The 23,541-nt window shown below is 45.5% G+C and carries 20 protein-coding genes; 8 read left to right on the top strand and 12 right to left on the bottom strand.

Annotated features, from left to right (window positions below):
- Positions 1-59: 59 nt before the first annotated feature.
- The 8 genes from arnF to glpD all read right to left on the bottom strand — a co-directional run bounded on the left by arnF (position 60) and on the right by glpD (position 9,365).
- The gene (gene arnF / locus FFR00_RS05720) at positions 60-491 is read right to left on the bottom strand and encodes a 4-amino-4-deoxy-L-arabinose-phosphoundecaprenol flippase subunit ArnF (protein ID WP_137672423.1); all 432 of its coding nucleotides are present in this window, start codon (positions 489-491) and stop codon (positions 60-62) included.
- Positions 482-841: an EamA family transporter gene (locus FFR00_RS05715; protein ID WP_137672422.1), complete on the bottom strand. Its 360-nt coding sequence runs from the start codon at positions 839-841 to the stop codon at positions 482-484. The genes arnF and FFR00_RS05715 overlap by 10 nt, the downstream gene beginning before the upstream one ends.
- Positions 841-2,490, bottom strand: a complete 1,650-nt coding sequence (gene arnT, locus FFR00_RS05710) for a lipid IV(A) 4-amino-4-deoxy-L-arabinosyltransferase (protein ID WP_137672421.1) — start codon at positions 2,488-2,490, stop codon at positions 841-843. Before arnT ends, FFR00_RS05715 begins: the two co-directional genes overlap by 1 nt.
- Positions 2,491-2,509: 19 nt before the next feature.
- Entirely contained in the window at positions 2,510-3,424 is a 915-nt protein-coding gene (arnD, locus tag FFR00_RS05705) for a 4-deoxy-4-formamido-L-arabinose-phosphoundecaprenol deformylase (RefSeq protein WP_137672420.1), read from the bottom strand.
- A 2-nt stretch (positions 3,425-3,426) separates the two neighbouring features.
- Entirely contained in the window at positions 3,427-5,403 is a 1,977-nt protein-coding gene (gene arnA, locus FFR00_RS05700) for a bifunctional UDP-4-amino-4-deoxy-L-arabinose formyltransferase/UDP-glucuronic acid oxidase ArnA (RefSeq protein WP_137672419.1), read from the bottom strand.
- 48 nt (positions 5,404-5,451) lie between these two features.
- The gene (arnC, locus tag FFR00_RS05695; protein WP_137672418.1) at positions 5,452-6,438 is read right to left on the bottom strand and encodes an undecaprenyl-phosphate 4-deoxy-4-formamido-L-arabinose transferase; all 987 of its coding nucleotides are present in this window, start codon (positions 6,436-6,438) and stop codon (positions 5,452-5,454) included.
- Positions 6,428-7,603 (bottom strand): UDP-4-amino-4-deoxy-L-arabinose aminotransferase, encoded by a 1,176-nt coding sequence (gene arnB / locus FFR00_RS05690; protein WP_137672417.1) that lies wholly within the window; start codon positions 7,601-7,603, stop codon positions 6,428-6,430. Before arnB ends, arnC begins: the two co-directional genes overlap by 11 nt.
- 220 nt (positions 7,604-7,823) lie before the next feature.
- On the bottom strand, positions 7,824-9,365 hold the full coding sequence (gene glpD, locus FFR00_RS05685; RefSeq protein ID WP_137672416.1) for a glycerol-3-phosphate dehydrogenase: 1,542 nt from the start codon (positions 9,363-9,365) through the stop codon (positions 7,824-7,826).
- Positions 9,366-9,556: 191 nt separating this feature from the next.
- Between glpD and FFR00_RS05680 the strand changes: the two genes are divergently transcribed.
- Complete coding sequence (locus FFR00_RS05680) at positions 9,557-10,300, top strand: MBL fold metallo-hydrolase (RefSeq protein ID WP_137672415.1); 744 nt, start codon at positions 9,557-9,559, stop codon at positions 10,298-10,300.
- On the opposite strand, the gene FFR00_RS05675 is transcribed toward FFR00_RS05680, so the two are convergent.
- Complete coding sequence (locus FFR00_RS05675; RefSeq protein WP_137672414.1) at positions 10,297-11,085, bottom strand: DeoR/GlpR family transcriptional regulator; 789 nt, start codon at positions 11,083-11,085, stop codon at positions 10,297-10,299. The two genes, FFR00_RS05680 and FFR00_RS05675, sit on opposite strands and share 4 nt — an antisense overlap.
- 227 nt (positions 11,086-11,312) lie before the next feature.
- On the opposite strand from FFR00_RS05675, the gene glpK reads away from it, so the two are divergent.
- Complete coding sequence (gene glpK / locus FFR00_RS05670) at positions 11,313-12,827, top strand: glycerol kinase GlpK (protein WP_137672413.1); 1,515 nt, start codon at positions 11,313-11,315, stop codon at positions 12,825-12,827.
- Between the two features lie 188 nt (positions 12,828-13,015).
- Positions 13,016-13,957: a LysR family transcriptional regulator gene (locus FFR00_RS05665; protein ID WP_137672412.1), complete on the top strand. Its 942-nt coding sequence runs from the start codon at positions 13,016-13,018 to the stop codon at positions 13,955-13,957.
- Here FFR00_RS05665 and recG read toward each other — a convergent pair whose 3' ends face one another.
- Positions 13,958-16,039 (bottom strand): ATP-dependent DNA helicase RecG, encoded by a 2,082-nt coding sequence (gene recG, locus FFR00_RS05660; protein ID WP_137672411.1) that lies wholly within the window; start codon positions 16,037-16,039, stop codon positions 13,958-13,960. It lies immediately after the preceding gene.
- A 95-nt stretch (positions 16,040-16,134) separates the two neighbouring features.
- Between recG and FFR00_RS05655 the strand changes: the two genes are divergently transcribed.
- From FFR00_RS05655 to FFR00_RS05645, 3 genes are all read left to right on the top strand, one after another.
- A complete protein-coding gene (locus FFR00_RS05655) occupies positions 16,135-16,662 on the top strand; it encodes a RodZ domain-containing protein (RefSeq protein ID WP_137672410.1) in 528 nt (175 codons plus the stop codon).
- Between the two features lie 123 nt (positions 16,663-16,785).
- The gene (locus FFR00_RS05650) at positions 16,786-17,307 is read left to right on the top strand and encodes a DUF2058 domain-containing protein (protein WP_137672409.1); all 522 of its coding nucleotides are present in this window, start codon (positions 16,786-16,788) and stop codon (positions 17,305-17,307) included.
- Positions 17,308-17,494: 187 nt separating this feature from the next.
- Positions 17,495-17,809 carry a DUF496 family protein gene (locus tag FFR00_RS05645; protein ID WP_137672408.1) on the top strand — a complete coding sequence of 105 codons (315 nt, stop codon included), beginning with the start codon at positions 17,495-17,497 and terminating at the stop codon, positions 17,807-17,809.
- Between the two features lie 54 nt (positions 17,810-17,863).
- Here FFR00_RS05645 and FFR00_RS05640 read toward each other — a convergent pair whose 3' ends face one another.
- Entirely contained in the window at positions 17,864-19,597 is a 1,734-nt protein-coding gene (locus FFR00_RS05640) for a PAS domain-containing sensor histidine kinase (protein WP_137672407.1), read from the bottom strand.
- Positions 19,598-20,292: 695 nt separating this feature from the next.
- Here FFR00_RS05640 and FFR00_RS05635 point away from each other — a divergent pair.
- Positions 20,293-21,003, top strand: a complete 711-nt coding sequence (locus FFR00_RS05635; protein ID WP_137672406.1) for a hypothetical protein — start codon at positions 20,293-20,295, stop codon at positions 21,001-21,003.
- 670 nt (positions 21,004-21,673) lie between these two features.
- Entirely contained in the window at positions 21,674-22,090 is a 417-nt protein-coding gene (locus FFR00_RS05630) for a hypothetical protein (RefSeq protein ID WP_137672405.1), read from the top strand.
- A gap of 49 nt (positions 22,091-22,139) precedes the next feature.
- On the opposite strand, the gene pntB is transcribed toward FFR00_RS05630, so the two are convergent.
- Positions 22,140-23,540, bottom strand: coding sequence for a Re/Si-specific NAD(P)(+) transhydrogenase subunit beta (gene pntB, locus FFR00_RS05625; protein WP_137672404.1), 1,401 nt, complete (start codon positions 23,538-23,540; stop codon positions 22,140-22,142).
- Between the last annotated feature and the right edge of the window lies 1 nt (position 23,541).

Genomic DNA, 23,541 nt, shown 5'->3' with positions numbered 1-23,541 from the left:
TCGCACATTTAATAGCGCAGGCTTCACCCCTTTTGGCGAAAGCCGCAGTATTGCTGGTGTTAGGTATTACTTTTTGTGTTAGCTCGAGGAAATACCAAGACAATGCCAGCCAAAATAAAGACGATGCCCAAGGCTTTCACCCAACTAAAGGCTTCGCCAATCCACGGCAAAGCAATAGCAGAAAAATAAACGATCACGTAACTTAAGCTTAATAATGGATATGCCACCGAAAGAGCTAATCGTTTTAACGCCAAAACCCAACATACCATCGACAGCGCATAAAACCCTAAGCCTGCTAATACACTAACAAAATAAGCAAGGTAATCGCTCAGTACATCGAAGTATTGCTGGCTATTCCATAGCTCATTTAAGGCCGAAAAATGAAGAGTGAGCTGGCTCATTCCCCATTTCATAGCAAGTTGGGCCAGCGAGATAAACACTACGCTTAGCAATGCTAAGGCCACGCTTCTTGGCTCAGTTTTTAAAGCCATTGGCTTGCCCCTCCAAGAATAGCGACACCCAACATAATTAAGGTGACACCGCACCACTGGCGACGACTGACCGGTTCGTTAAAGGCAAATTTAGAAATGAGTAACATGATCACAAAGTTACTGCTAAGTAATGGGTAAGCAACGGATACATCCCACTGGCTGAGTACACCTAGCCAAAACACTGCACCTAAGGCCAAAAACATAATGCCCAGTAGCAAAGGCTTAGATAGCAATTTGCTTACCGTACTTAACTCAGGTTGATCAGCAAACAACAGCGCCGCGCGTTTCTGCCAATATTGGCTCAACGAGCTGCAACTAATGGATACCACCACCAATAACCACTCAAGCATTATTGGTTTAACGCTTGATAATAGAGCACGGTGTAGCGACCTTTATCTATGCGTTGAGTAGTGTCTGGTAACTCACCGCCCATATCGGGTTTATCGCGATAATAAATCATCACTGGTGCATGTTGCCGTTGTTGCTCAATAAATCTAGCTAGCGCTTTAGTTTCAATGTAGCGGTGCTGAGCATCGGGATACTCTAGGCCGTATCTTACTTCACCTTTTTGACCCACTAAGTAAACATCTTCACGTTTAAAGTACCAGTTAAACGCCGACATAGTGTCTGGGTAATCTGCCACTAATACAGTATTGGGCTCTACCAAGTGAGAGATTTGCTGCATAAATTTAGCGGGCATTTTTGAGTAGATGCTGACATTAGGAAAGGTTGCCCATGCCAACATAAATAATCCCAGCGGCATTAACATGTAGCTGGCGACTTTGCTGTTGAGGCTATTGGCTTTTATCGCTACCACGGCCATTGCAGACCAGAAACCGAAAATACTAAACAGTAACCAAGGGCGGTAAGACTCTTCAGCATCTAAGGGCAGTTTTCCAGTGAAGTGTAATACTAGCGTGGTTATGGCGAGTAGGGCAAATAAGGCCGCGTTTAAGTAGCTTCCCCACTTTAAACCTTTACAGGATTTAGCAAAAGCTTGCTGAATACCAAAGGCAAATAAAATCGCTAGCGGAGCCATAATTGGCAGAATATAAGTGGCTAGCTTGCCCTTAGCTAAAGAGAAAAAGACCAAAGGCAATACTGCCCATAACAAGGCATAACGAAGCAACGGAGAATGCATTTGTCCTTTTAGGTGGCTAATGGCGCTGGGTGACCAAAATAACCATGGCAGTACGCCAGCGGCTAAAAATGGCAAGTAATACCAGATTGGCGCAGAGTGCTGGGCATCTTCGGCGGAGAACCGCTGAATATGCTCCACCCAAAAGAAGTAATGCCAATAATCAGGTTCAGCGGCATGTACTGCTAAGGCCCACGGCAAGCAGGTGAGCAAGGCAAGCAGCATTACCCACCAGCCCCATTTTAATAGCACCTTAAATTGTTTAGTCCATAACATGTATGGCACAACTACCAGCACCGGCAAAGCCAATGCCAAAAAGCCTTTGGTTAATACTGCGCACCCGCAATAGAAACCAGCCAAACCATAATATTTAGCGCGTTGCCGCATTTCTTCACTGCGAATGGCAAAGTAAAACGCAGTAAAACTGGCGGTAAGCCAGAGGTTCAGCATGCTGTCTAACACACTATAGGTGCCCACCCCCGACACCATAAACATACTTAAATAAATGCCTGAGGTTAACCAAGCTACCGGCCGTGAGGCAAAGCGGGCTAACAACAAGAAAATACAAAATGCTGCCCCTAAGGCACTAAAGGCCGACGCCGCGCGCACCGCAAAATTGGTTTCACCAAACACCAACTGCGATACCGCATTCATCCAATAACCCATTACCGGTTTTTCGAAATAACGTAAATCGTTAAAACGCGGCACTACCCAATCACCGCTGCTGACCATTTCACGTGAAATTTCGGCGTAGCGTAGTTCGTCGGGTGACCATAAATCACGCATACCTAAAGGTAATAGGTAGAGCAAAATAAAGAAGATGGGCACCCAAGTGGCTAGGTTGATTCGTAAGTGGCGCATGCTAATGGTTAGTCCTGATTTAAGGCGTTTGAGGGCGAATAAGCGACGCTTGATGGCTTAACCAACCTTCGCGTCCATCCATTTCTATATTAAGAATGCTATCTTGTGGCCAAGACACATAATCTTGGTCAAGCAAGTCACACAGTGGCACAAATTCAATGTTTTGTTGCTTGGCGGCAATAATCAGTTGCTCAAACATTTCAGCGCAAACAATGCCTTCTACTTCTGCATGAATGGTGTACACGTTTAAGCTATCGGCTTTAATTCTATCTAGAATGGCTTGGTTATAATTACTTTCGTCTACGCCTTCTTGACCAATTAACTCGTCGTAGGTGGGTAAGGTCACCGGGATTTGTGGCGCCATGCCTGGTTTAGGAACAAAAATAGATTCGCCTCGGCAGTCGCTATTATAACGAAACGGAAACGCTTCTTTTTCATCAAGAGTGGTCTCGGTACATCGCCAACCTGCTACCGCACTGCATTGCACGTCTTTGCCGGTAATGCCCGCCAGCATTTGATAACCCTTGCGAATTTCATTGCCTAATTCACTTTGCGACATGCTGTCAGTTTTCATTTGCCATTTGTGATGGTCCCAAGCGTGTAAGCCAATTTCATGGCCGGCTTGATCAGTATTTTTTATGACTGATGCGAGCTTTTTGCCTATCACTGGGCCGGGCCAAAAAGTACCACGGAAAATGATATCCCAGCCGTATAAGCTAGCGGCTTTAGAGCGGAGCATTTTCTTCAAGAAGGCCGGACGTAAAAGGCGCCAAATATGGCGCCCCATGTTGTCGGGTCCAACGGTGAAGAAAAATGACGACTTAATGTTGTGGCGTTGAAAAATGTCTAATAACTTGGGCACGCCTAAACGCGTGCCACGAAAGGTATCTACATCAATTCTTAAACCAACTTTTATCGTATCTTTCGAACTCATTGTTACTCGTCAACGGCTGTTTTAAGGAAGAAGTCTAAGGTTTCTTCGATGGTATCTTCCATCATGATGCTAGGTTCCCAATCAAGTAAGCGCTTGGCGTTGCGAATACTTGGACGGCGATGCTGAACATCTTGGTAACCATCACCATAGAAGGTTTTACTTTCTACTAAGTGGTAACCGGCAAACGGTGGGAATTTTTCACGCAGTGGGTGTGCGTCAAACTTATCCACTAGGGTTTCAGCCATTTGTTTAATACTGGCTTCGTTGTCTGGCGAGCCAATGTTAATGATTTGGCCGTCACACAAGCCGTCTTTGTTTTCGATAATACGGAACAAGGCTTCAATGGCTTCCGAGATGTCAGTGAAACAACGTTTCTGTTCACCACCATCAATCAGCTTAATTGGCGTACCTTCAACCAAGTTTAGAATTAGCTGAGTAATCGCACGGCTAGAACCAACCCGCGCTGAGTTCAAGCTATCTAAACGTGGGCCCATCCAGTTAAACGGACGGAATAGGGTAAACTTAAGGTTGTCTTTTTTACCGTAAGCCCAAATCACGCGGTCTAATAACTGCTTCGAGGTTGAGTAAATCCAACGCTGGCGGTTAATTGGGCCAGTAATTAGCGGCGAACTGTCTTCGTTAAACTCTTCATCAGTACACATGCCGTATACTTCTGAGGTTGACGGGAAGATAATGCGTTTATTGTATTTCACACATTCGCGCACAATCTTTAGGTTTTCTTCGAAGTCCAGTTCAAATACACGTAACGGGTTACGGGTGTATTCAATGGGGGTGGCAATCGCTACCAGTGGCAGCACAATGTCACACTTCTTAATGTGGTATTCAATCCATTCGTTATGAATGGTGATGTCACCTTCGACAAAGTGAAAATCAGGGTGCTCTAAATGCTGCTCAATTTGGTTAGCACTCATGTCCATTGCGTAGATTTCGTATTTGCCGTCATCTAGTAAGCGCTTGGTTAAGTGGTTACCGATAAAGCCATTGGCGCCTAAAATCAGTACTTTTTGGCGACGTTTTGCTGCAATTACGGCACTGGCTTGTGGGCCAAAACGCATGCCCGCTACTAGGTGCATTTCGCCAGCCAGTTGCTCTCCGTTTAAGTACAAGCCGTTTTCGGTTTGACCGGCATTAACCACTAATGAGCCTTGAGTACAGGCAATGGTCAGCGGCGCAGTGGCTACAATGGTACCTGGCGTTGCATCAAATTCTTGTTCGCTAGCAGTGGTGCTCCAGAAGATTACTTTGCGCTCACCCAAGAAGGTAAAGGCGCCAGGGAAGGGTTCAGTTACCGCACGACAAAGGTTAAAGATAGTTGATGCGTTTTCCGCCCATTTAATTTCACCATCGGCCGGCGTTCTGCGACCAAATACAGTGGCTTGGCTTTCATCTTGTGGAGTTAGAGAGTGCTTATCTGCAACCAGTTGCGGCAGCGCTTTGGCTAACAGTTGGCTACTTAACTCGGTTAGGCGAGCGTGCAAAGTCGCGGCAGTATCATCTTGGTTAATACTTAGCTTTTCTTGGGCAACAATATCGCCAGCATCGGCTTTGCTTGTCATGGCGTGTAGGGTTACGCCAGTTTCGGTTTCGCCATTTAATAATGCCCAGTTTACTGGCGCGCGGCCACGATAGCGTGGTAGCAAAGAACCATGCAGGTTAAAGCCACCTTTAGGGGCTAAATCTAATACGGCTTGGCTAATCATAGAGCGATAGTAGAAAGAGAAAAATACCTCTGGCTGCATCGCTTTAATTTTTTCTAACCATAGCGGGTGGTTTACATCTTCTGGGGCAAATACTGGGATGCCATTACGGGCGGCTAGTTTAGCAACCGATTCAAAAAAGACGTTTTCGTTACCATCGTCTAAGTGAGTAAATACTGCGGCAATTTCTACGCCCGCGTCGAGAAGACTTTTAATGCCAGCACAACCAATGTTGTGATAAGCAAACACCACTGCTTTCATGGTTTATTCCTTAGAAATAATTGGTAAATGAGTTTCGCGTATCGTTACTTATTCAGGCTTACTATCGCGCGCCTGTTTGGTGGCTTCGCCTACCAACACATCTTGAACGTAATAACGCGGTCGTGCTCGTACGTCGGAATAGATGCGGCCAATATATTCGCCAAGCAAACCTAAACCTACAAATTGAGCACCAATAAAGATAAATAATAGAGCAAATAGTGGGAATACCCCGTCTACGCCCCATTCAGCGCCGTAAACTAAGCGCATAAAGAGTAAAACTAGGCCAAATAAACCGCCTAAAGCCGCAATGGCTCCGCCCACTATGCTGAGCATTCTTAGCGGTGCAGTGGTCATGCTGGTTAGCAAATCGAACATCAGGTTGATTAAACCCATAATGTTGTATTTTGATTCGCCTTGTTGGCGCTCGCTGTGTTCAACATCAATCTCGATGGTGTGGCGAGCAAAGCCGTTGGCTAAAATGGGAATAAAAGTACTGCGTTCGTGGCACTGTAACATCGCATCCACTACGTGACGGCGATAAGCGCGCAGCATACAACCGTAGTCGTTCATTTCTACGCCGGTTGAGCGTTTTACAATCTTGTTGATAAGCATTGAAGGGTAGCGACGAAGGCGGCTGTCTTGGCGGTTTTTACGCACAGTGCCTACCGAGTCATAACCTTCTTCTGCTTTGGCCACCAGGTTAGGGATCTCTTCTGGCGGGTTTTGTAAGTCGGCATCTAGAGTAACGATTAAGTCACCACGCACATGCTCAAAACCGGCCATAATAGCGTTATGTTGGCCATAGTTACGGTTTAGGATGACACCCACAACATGGCTCCCTTCTGCAGCGGCGGCCGCTTCAATTTGGTCGGCACTGTTGTCTTTACTGCCGTCATCAACCAATAGAACTTCGTAATCTTTGCCCATGGTATCTGCGGCTGCGCAGGTTCGTTTAATCAGCTCTTGTAAACTATCAGCTTCGTTGTAAACCGGAATAACGATAGATACGAATTTGATTTCTTGCTTATGCCTCATGAGAAGATCCAATAAGTTGAGTGATTGTTGTTACCACACGCTCAACATCGCTTAACTGCATGCTAGGAAATAGCGGCAGCGAGCAAATACGTTGGCTGTTAAATTCTGTATTGCTTAAATTCGGGTTTATTTCGCCGAATCGACTTGTGTAATTTTCACGATAATACTTTTGACTATGGCAGGCTTTAAAGTGAATACCTGCGCCAATAGCGTGTTGTTTTAACGAACTAATGAGCTGGTCGCGGTCAAAGCCACACACATCATTATCAACCCTTACGATCATTAAATGCCAGCAGTGAGTATGTGAATAGTCAGGAACGCTCAATGGCGAAATGCCATCCACTTCACTCAACAGTTCTCGGTAATGTGCCACTAGCTGCTGACGCTGTTGAGTAATCTCGGATAAACGCTGCATTTGGCCTAAACCAAGCACCGCGCAAATATCGGGCATGTTGTACTTGTATCCCGGTTCAATCACTTCTGCTTGAGGGGCTCTACCTTGGGTTTCTCGGTCAAAAGCATCAACACCTAAACCATGAAACTTTAAGCGGCGAATTCGCTCAGCCAGTTCAGCGTTATTGGTAGTAAAAATACCGCCTTCTGCAGTGGTTACGTTTTTAATAGCATGCAAAGAGAAAATACAGTTACCGGTTTTACCAATGGGCCTGCCTTGGTACTCACAACCAATAGCATGGGCTGCATCTTCGACCACGGGAATGTTGTATCGTTCAGCTAAGGCATAAATAGCATCTAGATCGAGAGGAGCGCCAGCGTAGTGAACGGGCACTATCAGCTTGGTTTTATTGGTGATTTGCGCTTCAATACGGTCGGCGGTGGTCATCAAAGTATTTGCATCAACATCTACAAATACCGGCTTGGCGCCCATTAGGGTAATCAGGTTAACGGTGGATACCCAAGTCATTGACGGGGTAATCACTTCATCGCCAGGGCCTATGCCTAATGCGACCAAAGTGAGGTGAAGGCCTGCGGTGGCGCTACTCAAGGCCACGGCGTGTTCAGCGCCAGTGTATTGTTTTACCGCGGTTTCTAGCTCGGCATTTTTCGGACCGGTGGTAATCCAGCCTGATTTAAGTACGTCGACTACCGCATCTATTTCTTGCTGCTCAATCGCCGGGCGGCTTAGGGGCAAAAATTCCTGATTCATTATTTCTAGTCAGCATATCCATACTAAAGTGGATGAAGTCTAACTGTGCCGGGCGTGTAAAGAAAGGAGCAAAGCGTAGGTGAATGTATGGTTTTGGTAAAAAATGCTGTTTAAAGCGTTATTTTTAGGATTGATTTGTAGTGTTTCAAACATGCTTTGGTCAAGCAATGATAAAAAAGCTCAAGAAGTTCTAAAGGACTTCTTGAGCAAGATTGGGTCTTTAATCAACGTTTACCGAATCGACAGTACCGTTCTCTACAGCGGTTAAGGAAAGCTTGCTCGCCAAATAGTTCTGCAGGGTTTGCTGCTGCTCGGCATCAAACTTCAAACCTTGTTTAGTTCGGCGCCACAATATGTCATCAAGTTCACTGGCCCATTCATTGTTGCGCAGGTAATCCACTTCTATTTGATAGAGGTTGCCACCAAACAACTCGCCTAATCCCTGCTGTTGCGCATCGTGTAACAGTTGCTTGGCGCGATTACCGTATTGCATACACCAGCGAGCGATCAGCTCCGCTGGCAGGTCTGACTCGGCTTGCTGTAACTTAATAAAACTCTGAATGCTGCTATGGATTGCCCCGCCAGGTAGGAACGACGCTTTGGTCCAAGCGGGACCCAAATCTTTTATACGCGGAGCCAGCATCTCTAAGGCTGCTTCGGCTAGTTTTCGATAGGTGGTGAGTTTGCCACCAAATACTGATAGCAGTGGCGCGCCATCACTTTCATCGCTCAGCTCTAACGTGTAATCACGAGTCACTGCAGACGGGTCGTCTGATTCGTCTTGGCATAAAGGTCGAACGCCCGAGAAAGTATGTAGCACATCACTAGGGGCAATTTGCTGCTTAAAGTGCTGGTTTACCACATCACAAAGATAATTGACTTCTTCGTCTGAGATGGCGACTTCAGAAGGGTTGCCCTTATATTCCACATCAGTGGTGCCAATGAGCGAGTATTCCTGTTGATAAGGGATGACAAATACAATCCGTTTGTCGCTGTTTTGCAATATATAAGATTGCTGTTCGTTGTGAATTTTGGGCACCACAATATGGCTGCCTTTCACCAAACGAATCGTGCGCGGCGGTGTTTGCTGCATGTGTTGTTCGATAAATTGTTGAACCCAAGGGCCTGCAGCATTCACTAGGGTTGCACAGCGATATTGTTGCTGTTTTCCACTGTGGGTATTTTGTACATCTACCAACCAGTGTTGGCCATCTCGTTTTGCGGCAATCACTTTATGGCGGGGCGCGATATAAGCGCCATGCTTTTCGGCGAGTAACGCATTGCTGATCACTAATCTGGCATCGTCGACCCAGCAATCAGAGTATTCAAAGCCCTTGGTAATGTCTTTTTTCAGCACACTGTTTTGGCCAAAGCTTAATCCTTGGCAAGCGGGAAGCGTGCCGCGTTTCGCCAAGTTGTCATAAAGAAACAAACCCATACGAATTAATAACCATGGGCGCAAGTGCGGGCGATGCGGTAAACGAAAGCGCATTGGCTCGACTAAATGAGGAGCCATTTTCAATAATACTTCTCGTTCTTTCAGTGCTTCACTCACCAAGCGAAACTCATAATGTTCTAAGTAGCGTAAACCACCGTGTATTAACTTAGAGCTGGCAGAGGAGGTGGCACTGGCGAGATCGTTTTGTTCAAACAAGGCGACACGTTGGCCACGGCCTGCTGCATCTGCAGCAATACCTACTCCGTTTATACCACCGCCTATCACAATTAAGTCATAGCTATATGGGTCGTTTGTTTGTTCCATTACTCGCGATCCTCATGAATTAAAGTTCGTTTGTTTTCGTTATCGAGCATAATAGAGCATAACTAGATCGAAAAACAATCATTGTTGCAAAAAAGTTGAGTTAATTGTTCGCGCGTGTCTTGTCTGCTGTTTGTTTGCATGGAGTTTTTGCTCTAAGCTGCCACATTCTATTAACAAGTGGTCGGAGCAGAATGAAGATTCATCAGCTTGAAGGTTATATTCAAAATATTTTTTTGGTTGAGTACCCAGAAAAGCTGCTGCTATTAGATGGCTGCTCACGTGCCGATGTCTCAATACTTAAGCGTTTTATCATCGAGCAACTGGGTCGTCCTTTTGAACAACTTAAATTGGTGATGGTCACTCACATGCATCCTGATCATGCCGGTGGAGCGAGTTACCTCCAAAAGCACTACCCGCTTGAGTTAGCTACTGGCGATGTTGCAGGCGAGTGGTATCAGGGCTTTAGAGGCAGAGTGATGCACTTAATGGATTTGGGGCTGGCATACTATGTTGGGCAGCGTCATCAACGCGAACGCGTTAACCTTTGGTACTCTCCACTGTTAAGCACCAAATACCGCTTGAAAGATGGTGAGCTGCTCCCCGGTTTTAGTGATTGGCAGGTGCTATTTACTCCTGGGCATACCGATCGCGATTTGTCTTTGTATCACCCAGAAACTCAAACTTTGTATGTGGCCGATACTATTTTAAGGGTAAAGCAGAAGCTGATTTGTCCTTTTCCAATAAGCCAGCCAGCGGACTACAGAGCGTCTCTTGAGCGCTACCGACAATTGGCGGTGAGCAACTATTTACTGGCCCATGGCGAGGGAGGGGAAATTAGCAGTGACGAACTGCTTGCGCTGCAGCTACTTTGTCCTGCAAAGCCTACCCGCTATAAGCAGTTTTTAGGTGATTTAATCCGCAAAAAATTTGCTTAGTTAGCGCTGCTTGGCTGCGACGGAGGGCATAGGGTAAGTTGTACTTCTTCGCGCTTTAAAATGTCAGCAATGTCGGTGGGTACTGGCCGGTCGGTATAAAGCTGGCCAATTTGGGCAATGTTGCCAATGTTAATCATGGCGTTGCGACCAAATTTACTGTGGTCTGCCGCCAGTATCACGTTGCGCGAGCTGGCAATAATGGCTTGAGTGACACGTACTTCGTGGTAGTCAAAGTCTAATAAGGAACCATCTAAATCAATTCCACTAACGGTGATTACCCCGTAATCCAAGCGAAATTGCTTAATAAAATCAATAGTTGCTTCGCCCACTATGCCGCCATCTTTGTTACGTAACGCTCCGCCTGCCATTATCACATTGAAATCATCTTTCACCATCAGCAATGCTGCAACATGTATGTTGTTAGTAATAATGCGCAAGTCACGATGATTAAGCAGAGCTCTGGCGATGGTCTCAGCAGTGGTACCAATGTCTAGAAACAGTGACGCACCGTTAGGAATTTGCTCGGCAATTTTTTGCGCAATGCTTTCTTTTTCCACGTGCTGTTTAATCTTACGGGTAGAGTATGAATCGTTTACCACGCTGCTGGTTAGCAAAGAGGCACCGCCATGGTGGCGATGAATCAGCTTTTGCTCGGCGAGAACGTTAAGGTCTCGGCGAATGGTTTGCGGACTCACATTGAGCGATTCAACGAGTTCTTCTGTTGCGACAAAGCCTTGAGTTTTGATGACTTGAAGTATTTGCTGGTGGCGCTGGGTCTGCTTCACAACTGGGGGTTCCGTAATAAGGACTATTTTCTAGACAGGCTAAGTCTACTTAAAAACCAAATATTGTCACGATTAACAAAGTGATATAGGCGAGGTTACTACAAGTTTTTACTGAGCTATTGGGTTGCCAAATTTAAGCGCTTGTCACGAAATGGTTAAAAAAATGTTCTAAAATGTTCGTTTTCGAGCATAATGAATGCAAATGTTTAAGTGGAACGAATCTATCAATGGACACTGCGCGTTATATTGTGGCGCTTGATCAAGGCACCACCAGCTCTCGAGCCATCATTTTTAATCAACAATCAGAAATTGTAGGTAGCGTTCAGCGCGAATTTAGTCAGTTTTTCCCTAAATCAGGTTGGGTTGAGCACAATCCAATGGAAATTTGGGCCAGCCAGAGTGCGTCGCTAACCGAGGTGCTGGCAAAAACTGGTATTCGCAGTGATCAAATTGCGGCGATTGGTATTACTAACCAACGTGAAACAACCATTGTTTGGGATAAAAATACCGGCCAACCGATTTACAATGCCATTGTGTGGCAGTGTCGCCGTACTACCGAATTGTGTGAAGCGTTACGCGAGCAAGGCTGGGAAAATTACATCCAAGACACCACCGGCTTGATTCTTGATGCCTACTTCTCTGGGTCAAAACTTAAGTGGATCCTCGACAATGTAGAAGGCGCACGTGACAAAGCCGAAGCGGGCGATTTGTTGTTCGGCACAGTAGATAGCTGGTTAGTGTGGAAGCTCACCAATGGGCGAGTGCATGTTACAGATTATACCAACGCTTCACGTACCATGATGTTCAATATTCACACTTTGGAATGGGACCAAAAATTGCTGGATATGTTGGGTGTGCCTAGGCAAATGCTGCCAGAAGTAAAAGCCTGTTCAGAAATCTATGGGCAAACCAATATTGGTGGTAAAGGTGGAACCCGAATCCCCATTGCCGGGATTGCCGGAGACCAGCAAGCGGCCTTGTTTGGCCAACAGTGCTACCGAAAAGGCATGGCAAAAAATACCTACGGCACCGGATGCTTCCTATTAATGAACACCGGCGAAAAGCCAGTTAAATCAACCCATGGTTTGTTAACCACCATCGCGTTTTCGATTGACGGGAAAGTTAATTACGCCTTAGAAGGCAGCGTGTTTATGGGCGGGGCAACGATTCAGTGGTTACGCGATGAAATGGGTTTGATTCGCGATGCCTCGGATACGGAGTATTTCGCGTCTAAAGTAGACGACACCAACGGCGTATACTTGGTGCCGGCGTTTGTGGGCTTAGGCGCTCCTTATTGGGACCCTTATGCTCGTGGAACTATTGTAGGCTTAACTCGCGGGGCTAACCGAAATCATATTATTCGCGCAGCGCTTGAGTCGATTGCTTACCAAAGTCGTGACTTACTAGAAGCTATGCAAGCCGACGCAGATATTTCGCTCAAGCAACTGCGGGTGGATGGTGGCGCTGTAGCCAATGATTTCTTGTTGCAGTTTCAAGCAGATGCATTAGGCACTGAAGTGGTACGCCCTTCGCTGATAGAATCAACGGCATTGGGTGCCGCTTATCTTGCTGGTTTAGCGGTGGGCTATTGGGAGAGTATTGAGAGTTTGGCCGAAAGCCATACCCCCGATCGCTGCTTTACCCCAGACGGAGACGAAGAGAAACGAGAACGGCTATACAAGGGCTGGAAGCGGGCGGTGAACTGCAGCCGAAATTGGTATGACAAAGAGTTAGACGGTTAACCGCAGCGTTTAAACAATAAACCGTCACTATTGGCGGTTTTTTTATGCCTTAAGTTCCCATTGCGTTTATGTGCGCTTGCTCAGTAAATACCTAGCTTATTCGAATTATGATGAGCTTAGCGGGTTTCACTGCTACTGTTATGAGTAATTACTAACAGTTTCTGCCACCAATAGCCGCGGGGTAACCAGTGACCAATAGTTCATTTGAATCACTCGATTTAAACCTACTCAAAGTGTTTGTTATTTTAGCCCAAGAGCTAAATACTCGGCGCACGGCTGAGCGAATGAACGTAAGCCAACCGGCAATTAGTCGCTCCTTGCAAAAATTACGAGAACACTTTGGGGATGAACTGTTTGTTCGTGCTCAGCATGGCTTAATTGCCACCCCTAAAGCGGAACAGCTTTCGCTAAGTTTACCTAGCATATTGGCCGAATTAGCCAATGTGGTGGACCACCATAACGATTTTAATCCGGCTGAGCTAGAAGGCTTGATTAAGGTGGCTATGCACCCGATGTTATTAGCCTCTGTTGCCAAGCGACTATTTGTGGTGTTACAGCAACACGCTCCAGAACTGCGCTTGCAAGTGGCAACTTGGGGCGCCGATACCTGTGAGTTAATTCAGCGCGGGCAAATTGATTTTGGTTTGTGTTTATTGCCGGTAGAAGGCTCTAAGGAGTTGGTACAACGTAGATTATGGCGCCAGCCCATTTATGTTTATGCCAAAGAAGGTCACCCCATAGAGGGAAATACGGTGTCTCCACAGGATTTCGCCAAATACAGTACTGCGCTAATTCATGTGCCTGGCTGGAGTGCTGCGCGCAGTGAGGCCGAAAAATTTCTCGCTAATCATGGAGTAGAGATTACCATTGGTTTTCGCTCAGAGCTGCCAGGTTCTATTTTGGATGTGCTGCGGGTGAGTGACTTTATGTATCCCAGTGTTACTTATTATCCTCCCGAAGATATACCGGGTATTAAACGGTTTGAATTAGGCGAGGACTTTTTAGATTTAGCGGTAAAATATGATACTGGTTATGTGTTTCATTATCGTAATCGACAAAACCCTTTATATATGTGGTTGCAAGAGGTACTGGTGGAACACTGTCGAGACGAGATTTATAGCCTAACTTAGTTATGCTTGAGCAAACTGCTCGCGATCAGCTAACCAGCGCGCAATGAGCGGCTCAATGCAGGCGGGTGTTTGTTGTAGCAACTGTTTGGCCAAGGCTTGTGCTTCGCCTATCATGGCTTGGTCTCTTACCAAGTCAGCAATTTTAAACTCTGCTAATCCCGTTTGTTTGGTGCCTAGTAGCTCACCGGGGCCGCGGATCTCCATATCGCGCTGGGCAATCACAAAGCCATCGGTACTGTCGCGCAATACACTTAAGCGTGAGCTGGCTGTTTTAGACAGCGGACTGTGGTACATCAAGACACAGTGGCTTTCTACCTTGCCGCGACCCACGCGGCCGCGCAATTGGTGCAATTGCGCCAAGCCTAAACGCTCAGGGTTTTCAATAATCATTAAACTAGAATTGGGTACATCTACCCCCACTTCAATCACGGTAGTGGCCACTAATAAATCGAGCTGGTGGCTTTTAAACTGTTCCATTACCCACTGTTTTTCTTGGGGTTTCATGCGGCCATGTACTAAACCAATTCGCAGATCGGGCAGTTGCTTTTGCAAGGTGTCGGCGGTGTCTTCGGCGGCTTGGCACTGCAATACTTCCGACTCTTCAATCAAGGTACACACCCAATAAGCTTGCCGGCCATCGGTATGACAGGCTTGATAAACTCGCTCAATAACTTGTTCGCGGCGGGTATCGGGCAGTGCCACGGTTTTAATGGGTGTTCGCCCCGGTGGCAGCTCATCAATAATTGAAAGCTCCAGATCTGCGTAAGCGGTCATGGCCAAAGTGCGGGGGATAGGGGTTGCTGTCATTATCAGTTGGTGTGGCAGGGTATTGCTACCATCTATCGCCGCGCCTTTTTCTCGCAGGGCCATACGTTGATGAACACCAAAGCGGTGTTGCTCATCAATAATCACTAAAGCTAAGTGAGCAAACTGCACTTGCTCCTGAAAAATAGCATGAGTGCCCACCACCATTTGTGCTTCGCCATTGGCGATTCTTGCCATCGCTTCGGCGCGAGCTTTGCCTTTTTGTTTACCTGCAGCCCAATCTACCTTTATGCCTAAGGGCTCAAACCAACTGGCGAAGGTGAGCGCGTGTTGTTCGGCCAAAATTTCGGTAGGCGCCATTAAAGCAACTTGGTAGCCGTTGCCCAAGGCTTGCAAGGCCGCCATAGCCGCCACTAAGGTTTTGCCGCTGCCTACATCACCTTGCACTAAGCGCATCATGGCATGTGGCTGCTGAGTATCAGTTTTTATTTCTGCGACTACGCGCTGTTGAGCATTGGTTGGTTTAAAGGGTAATTGAGCGAGAAAGTGGCGCTCTAGCTCGGTTGCCAAGGGCAGGGCTATGGCTGCTTGGCGTTGTTGCTCTTGGCGAAGCTTTAACATGCTTAACTGATGTGCTGCCAGTTCTTCAATGACTAATCGTTGCTGAGCCGGATGGCGACCTTCTTCTAACAAAGACAACTCGGTATCGGGTTCCGGGCGGTGCAATTGCATAAGTGCTTGATTTAGATCTAAACCATGTGGCCGTAACGCTGGCGGCAGCCAATCCACTAATGGGTATTGTTTAAGCAGAGTAAAGGCTTGCTCACTGAGCTTTCGTAAGTTGAGCTGTTTTAAGCCCTCGGTAGTGGGGTAAACCGGGGTGAGTTTCTCATCCATCAATGGCGCACTGGGATCGGCCACAATGCTGTATTCGGGGTGGATCATTTCCCAGCCATGTTTACCGCGCTTGGCTTCACCAAAACACCGCATCCACAAACCTTGTTGCATGGCAGCTTTTTGGCCGTTGTTAAAGTTAAAGAAACGCAGTGTTATGCTGCCGCTACCGTCACTAATTCGGCAGGTTAACATGCGTCGGCGGGCGTGAATGGTTTCTACTTTGGTGATCTCGCCATGCACCGATACGTGCGCGCCGTGCAATAAATCATTAATTGGCCAAATGCGTGTGCGATCTTCGTAGCGGTGTGGCAGATGCAGCAGCAAATCGCCCACATTTCGAATCTGTAGGCGTAGGAGTTTTTCGGCAAGTTTGTCGCCCACGCCCTTAAGTGCGGTAATGGGTAAGCTGCTTAATTCCACTTAAACCACTGTAAATATGATCATGTACCAAGAGTATATATGAATTTTTCAGCTATTATTACTAATCAAAGGTTTAAGCGTATTTGAGGCGACTAATGCTGAGATTTTTATGTAATATCGGTTTGGCCATATTATTGGTAATAGGCTTAATTGAAGCGTGTATTGCTGAGCAAAGCGCCCAGCCTGCGCGCTTACATAAACCTGAGCAACCGATTGAACGCCCCATTCCTAGCCATCCTATTGAACATCCAATGCGGCCTATTTTACCTATTCGCCCACCTACGCAGCTGCCTTATCGTTGGCAAGGTTCACGCACTTATTACTGGGTAGCGCCTAGCGATCAATGGCAGCCAGAAACATTACGCCCCGATCAAGTGATAGAGCTAGAGATTGAAGCTGATGATCGCGCAGAGTTACTGGTGATTGATGGTCGCGACAAAGTGGTGTTTGACGGTTGGCTAGGCATGGGCGATTTGCGAACTTGGCAAGTGATGCACCCGGCGTCGCTGTATTTCTCGCAAATAGAAGGTTTTAGCTTACGGCTTAATGGCAGTGACATTGATTTATCGGGCTACCCGCAAGACCAACCTTTGTCTCTTACCCTGGCGCCAGAAGAGGAATAAGCCTTAAGCTGTGTTACTGCCAGCGTGGCTAATGGTTCTAATTAGTGGCTGCTTGGCGTATTATCTAGGCCACTGGCATTGCAGCCAAACCACTCATTAATAGATTGAAGGTATTCATTTCTCATGGCCAAGTTATCACTGCAAGAGCAAATGCTTAAAGCAGGTTTAGTCGACAAGAAAAAAGCCAAAAAAGTAGGCAAAACCAATAAAAAATCACGTACTTTAGCCAAAGAAGTGAAAGCCGCCGCAGAGCAATCGCGCACAGAACAGCAACAACGAGACGCCGAACTGGCTCAGCAGCAAAATGCCGAAAAAGCCAAAAAGGCGGTAGCTGCGCAAATTAAGCAGCTGATCGAAATGAACATGCTAGACAGAAAACGTGGTGACGAAGCCTATAACTTCAATCATGGTAGTTTGATTAAGAAAATCTACGTGACCGACGAGCTGCGCAAGCAACTCAGTAATGGCCGTTTAGCGATTGTTACGCTAGGTGAAGCGTATGAAGTAGTTCCTACCATTGTGGCCGAGAAAATAGCCCAACGCGATGAAAGCGTGGTGGTGCTAATTAACGACCCAAGCCAAGATGTAATTGATGAAGATGATCCTTATGCCGATTATCAAATCCCAGATGATTTGATGTGGTAAAGGAAAGTTAGATAGAACAAAGCCGCTAAGTAGCGGCTTTGTTGTTTTAAGGCTAGGATGAAATAGCCACGCCGTTTGATCTAGCTTCGGTGAAACCACGCTTTGTATAAATAAAGATTGCCGAAAATATTCAAGCGAGTAAGTTAATCGTAAGTGCGCATTTAAGGTTTAACACCACTTAGGAGAAATGATGGAAAAGCAAGCTGTAGGTAGTGTATCCAAGGTATTGGAGTTTGTTTCTATGAGTCGCAGACGCAACAAATTAAAGCGCGAAATGGTGGATATTGATAAGAAAATTCGCGATAACCGTAAGCGTGTAGATTTGCTCGACAATTTGGAAAACTACATTCAAGACAACATGAGTGTTAGCGATGTTAAAGCAATTATCGAGAACATGCGTGCCGACTACGAAGACCGTGTTGACGAATACACTATTAAGAACGCTGATTTGTCTAAAGAACGCCGTGATTTAGCTAAGAAATTGAAAGACGCAAAAGGTTAATTTACCGCTGTGTTTTTATAGTAAGCCGCTAACCCTAGCGGCTTTTTTTGTGGGCTAATCCAAAGGCAAGCTCACCACAAACCGAGCGCCTTTACCTTTTACACTTTCGCAGTGAATATTGCCGTTAAAGCGCTGAGTAATAATGTTATAGATAATACTTAGTCCTAACCCAGAGCCACCGTGGCCGCGTTTAGAGGTGAAAAAGGGTTCAAATATCTTATTCACTTGTTCGGGTTCTATGCCTTCGCCACTATCTTCAAAGTACAGCTCCAAATATTGGCTTTTCACCATGAAATGAATTTTAATTTCACCGCTATCACTGTTAGCAAAGGCATGAATCATTGCATTGTCGATAAGGTTGGTGATGATTTGGGCAATGGAACCTGGATAGGTGAGCAAGCTTAAGGTTTCATCACCGGAGAGAAATACTCTAATATTTTTTTTGTTGGTTTTTGGTGTCATCGCATTAACGACATCGTGTAAATATTGCATTAATACTATCTGGCGTTTTTCATCGTGAGACTGATCAACCGCAACCATCTTAAAGTTGCTCACCAAATCTGATGCCCGCTGTAAGTTGCGAAGGATTAACTCACTGCTTACGTTGATATTCTCGCAAATATTGTGAAACTTGCTTTTACTGATGTTGCCACTGAGTACTGCTTGATCTAAATCGTTCGACAACTCAGTTAAGTGACTAGAGCTAGTCACTGCTATACCCAGTGGAGTATTGATCTCGTGAGCGACCCCTGCCACTAACCTGCCTAATGCCGACATTTTCTCTGTTTCTACCAGTTTGCTTTGGGTTGTTTTAAGTTCCTCAATCACTTTTTCCAGTTTAGAGTTCGATTCACTTAGTTGCTCGGTACGTTTAGTCACTCTTTCTTCCAGTTCCGTTTTGGCGCTATGCAACTGCTGTTGAGTTTGCTTCAGTAGAGTTATGTCATCGTAAGTCCCCACTAAGCCCACCACCACATCATTTTTGGTGATGATCGGACGTTTCGACGTTCGCAGCCAAATTTGGGTACCGTCTTGGTGGGTCTGCGGCTCCTCGGAGCTAATCATATGTTTACGTGTTTCCATTGTATGAGCATCGTCAGAGCGATATAACTCGGCTTGCTCAGGAAAGGTATCGAAGTCATTTAAACCAATAATATCTTCGGGCTTCCCTAAAGAAGCATCGGTGGCAAAGGCTTGGTTGCAGCCTAAATATCGAGAGCTGCGATTTTTCCAAAATACCCGCTGTGGCATGAGGTCAAGAACGATCTGATAGGTGTCGAGCTTAACAGACGCCACTTTATGCCTATGGTGGCTAAGCAGTAGGTTATTCAGCACCCAATAACTCGCAGGAAAGGTGCTTAGTAAGTTGGGTGAAGTTTCTGCTTGTACCCCGAGAACACCAATTAGAGTCTCGGCCTCAAAAAATGGAACCAGCTGAATACTGCAGTTTTGTTTGATTGAGGAAGAAAACCCAAACTGTTGGTCTAGCTCATTACCGCTTACAGCACACTCTTGCTTGCTCTGGCTTAACTCACGTAAATAGTTGGGAAGCTGCGCTTCAGCAGAGGTAGATTTAGCGTGAGTCAGTGTTGCTGTGGGCTGGTGATAGCCGCAACTGCTTAACTGTAACTCGTGATTGTCTTTGTCATTATAAATGTGGGTAAGGCTTAAATATGGGCTATTGAGTAGTTGGCTCAAGATATCTAAGGCTTGGTTAAAGTGGGCAGACTTAGTGAATTCGACAGCAGAGTCTTGGGATATTTGAGTAATAAATTCGAGTTCTAACAAAGCTCTTCCCTTGTTTCAGATTCGCTTAGATAAAAATAGTTGAGGGAAGGAGAGATAGGCAAATATTAAGCTGAACATTGATACGAAGAGTTTTTAAATCCAGGATCATTGTTCATTCCAAGTTTGTAGTGACCTAACTGCAGGTTCAAAGGAAGAAGTGCCGCTAAGGCTTTAGTAGAGATAAAGCCGCAGAACTCATTACCGTGTTTGAGAGGGAGGGTGGATAGTGTCTTTACCTAAACAAAATAGGCAAATCTGCTTGTTTGTAGCACTACAGCAAGAAAGTAAGCCATTGCGTTTTTGTTGCTTGTTACTGGTTAAATTCATCTTTTTCAAATCGCTCTACCCGTTGTTTCGACCTAGTTAGGTTAATGCGAAAAGACAACTTTTTATGCCACTTTGCGCACGAAGCCTTAAATTCACGATTTTGTGATTTCTTGTATAAGGGGTTGTTTCTCTCCCCACCTTAGTAGATTACTAATGGTGAAGCGGTGTCGGGATATGGAGACAGATCTCAGTTTGCATACTTTATTGATTTTTTTATTACTTGATTGTCCCTAGTCATTAAGTAGCACTTTATTCTTTGCTTTTATGTGTTTTTAGTTATTGTTATTAATGGCTTTTATGACATGCCATTAGTCCTTAACTAATACAAGGTTTTTATTTAAGAAATCAATAGAAAAGGAAGTTAGTTGATGAAGTCATGGCACGGAGAAGCAACCGTCGGTTTAGATTTTTATGCAATCGGCCACGAAGCGATTTACATGGGCTCGGAGTCAAATGAGGGCGAGGGGAAAGATATCGCAAAAAACTTAAGCGAAGGAATTACCCCAGCAAAGGCTATGCCTAAAGATACTGAAACATTGTTATTAACAACGATAACACGAGTTTCAGCTGATTCAGCTAGATATGAAATAACGGTTACCAACAAAAGCGGCAAGGAAGAAAACGATGAGACTATGCAATTTAGTGGTCAGGATTCGTTTGATGACGCATATGGTCATTTAAAGTCATCTCTTGGAGAAAACTTTGAAGAATGCGAAGATAATTATAGTATTCCTAGAGCCAGTTATGGGTCGTTATGGGCTTTAACTATATTTGGCTTTTTAACATGGTTGTTTTATAGCTTGGGTGATAGTTTAGCGGTTGAAGGGGATGAGTTAAGAGGTAAAAAAGCCAAGTTTTTAGTTTCGGTGGTCGATACTCTAGGTCAAACGGGGGTTGCCATTATTGGTGGTAGTCTGATGTTAATTACCGCTATTTATTTGGTATCGAGAATTCGAAATCCACCTGCTTATAAGGTTTTGCATACCGGTAAATATAAAGCCTCAGGCCCAGTGCGCGTTACTTTTAATTACGCCATTTTAGCCCTTGTCTGGTTTTTCTTAGTACGAGCTTTTATCTAGTAATGTAACAGTAGATAAACCTTAAGGCTGGTTTTGAACCTGCCTTAGCGGGATGTACTAAGTTTTGATTAGTTAAAACTTAGTACACAAAAGAAAGGCCACCCCGCATTCCCTTTACCCTGCGTTTCTCATAAATTAGCGCGCCTTCGGAAGCTCGCTTCGCTCAAACATTCCTCGGCTTTATCGCTAATTTACTGCGATACTCAGCGGGAATGATGGGGACGGAGAGCGGTCAGCATCGGCTCTTGACCTTAATTCCCCTTCATCATCGCTGAGTAGCGCAAGCGAGCGGCGGGTATAGGCAAAACCTGTTTGAGCGTAGCGAGTTGTTTTGACGCCGCAGTGAGTGAGCAACGCAGGAAGAAGATGATGCTGGGGCAGCCTTTCTTTTTCCTTAGTTAAGCTCTGGCTGTTTGAAGCTTAAGGAAGTCGCCGTCAGGGCGAAATCTGAAGTAACTATTAGTGCATATACCAATTAAATCGTCACATCTCCTAAAGATATGATTGTTGTTCTTAGGCAATTTAGTGCCTGAATATTAAAAGCGTGGTTACATAATTGATGATGTGGCATTAGCGCTTGTTTTAGAATGTATTGGAAGCGGGTTTTAGGTTACTTAGATAATCGACAAAACTTACTATAAATTATTGAAAGTGTTAGCTTAATGAGGAGATGATGGATAATAAAATAGAATATCAGCTGTACTCGAAGAGTGTTTCGGATTTGCTGTTGATTTATCAAATGATAGAAGACTCTTTGAAGCTCTATATCGAATACAGCTGCAAGTTAGTAAAGATTCACCTTCCTAAAAACCTGCCTTTTAATTTTACAGGAAAAGAATACGAAAATGCCGCTCTGGGAGCTTTGATAAAAGCTTTTTCAAAATTTAGTTATAATGACGCACTTATTGAAGAGCTCAAAAATTTACAAACAAAAAGAAACTTTATCGCCCATCGAGCACTTGTAGATTTTATGGAAAATGGTGAGTCTAAAGATGACATGTCAGAATTAAAGGGAACAGCTTGGCTAACTTTCACTAAAGTTCAAGCTGAACTTTCTATTCTGGACAAGCGAATCCGTAACGCTTAAATAAAAAAGCCGCTCAATGAGCGGCTTTCATCATCAACACATCACCTGATTAGATATGAGAAAGAATCTTCTGAACCGTTTCTTTAGCATCACCAAACAACATGTCAGTATTCTCTTTAAAGAATAATGGGTTTTGAACACCAGCATAACCCGTCGCCATTGAACGTTTAAACACCACCACCTTCTTCGCATCCCATACTTCAAGCACTGGCATACCGGCAATTGGGCTGCCTGGCTCTTTAGCCGCAGGGTTAACCGTGTCGTTGGCGCCAATGACTAGCACTACGTCGGTAGACGCGAAGTCTTCGTTAATTTCGTCCATTTCCATTACGATATCGTAAGGAACTTTGGCTTCGGCTAACAATACGTTCATGTGGCCAGGTAAACGACCCGCTACTGGGTGAATAGCAAAACGTACCTTAACGCCTTTATCACGTAGCTTTTGAGTAATTTCTGCTACTGGGTATTGGGCTTGCGCAACCGCCATACCGTAACCTGGAGCAATAATCACTTCGTTAGCGTCTTTTAGCATTTCGGCTACGTCTTCAGCTTGCGTTTCAGTGTGCTCGCCTTGGTCTACGTCGCTGGCCACTACTGTGCCACCTTCGGCGCCAAAACCACCTAAAATTACGCTGATGAAAGAGCGGTTCATGGCTTTACACATGATGTAAGACAGAATCGCGCCCGAGCTACCGACTAATGCACCGGTAACAATCAATAGATCGTTGCCTAACATGAAGCCAGCTGCTGCCGCTGCCCAACCAGAGTATGAGTTAAGCATTGATACCACTACTGGCATATCTGCGCCGCCAATGGCCGATACGAGGTTGTAACCAAATACAAAGGCGATAAGCGTCATAATCACTAGTGGCCACATAGAGCCGCTGTCCATGTACATGCTGCCTAAGTAGATTGATACCACAATCATGCCTAGGTTTAACCAGTGAGCACCAGGAAGCGCTTTAGGGGCACTGCTGATAATGCCGCGAAGCTTACCAAAGGCCACGACTGAACCGGTGAAGGTTACAGCACCAATAAAGATACCGAGGAATACTTCTACGTCGTGAATGTTCTTAGCAACGGGGTCGATAAGACCGGTTACCGCATCCATTAACGAGCTGTGGTCGATGGCGCTTGAAAAACCAACCAATACCGCAGCCATACCTACGAAGCTGTGTAGCACGGCTACCAGCTCTGGCATTTCAGTCATTTCAACTTTAAGTGCTAAGCGAATACCAATAGCAGCACCAATTGCCATGGCAAGGGTGATGATCCAGCTACCGCCGGTAACTTGGGTGCTGGCTAGGGTTGCGATTACCGCAATGGCCATACCGATAATGCCAAATATGTTACCGCGTTGAGCGGTTTCTTGTTTACTTAAGCCGGCGAGGCTGAAGATAAACAATAGTGCAGCCACTAAATAAGCTGCAGATACAATACCTTGAGACATG

The sequence above is a fragment of the Agarivorans sp. Toyoura001 genome (assembly GCF_005405585.1).
Taxonomy (GTDB): domain Bacteria; phylum Pseudomonadota; class Gammaproteobacteria; order Enterobacterales; family Celerinatantimonadaceae; genus Agarivorans.
This window is presented reverse-complemented; position numbering and strand designations above follow the sequence as displayed.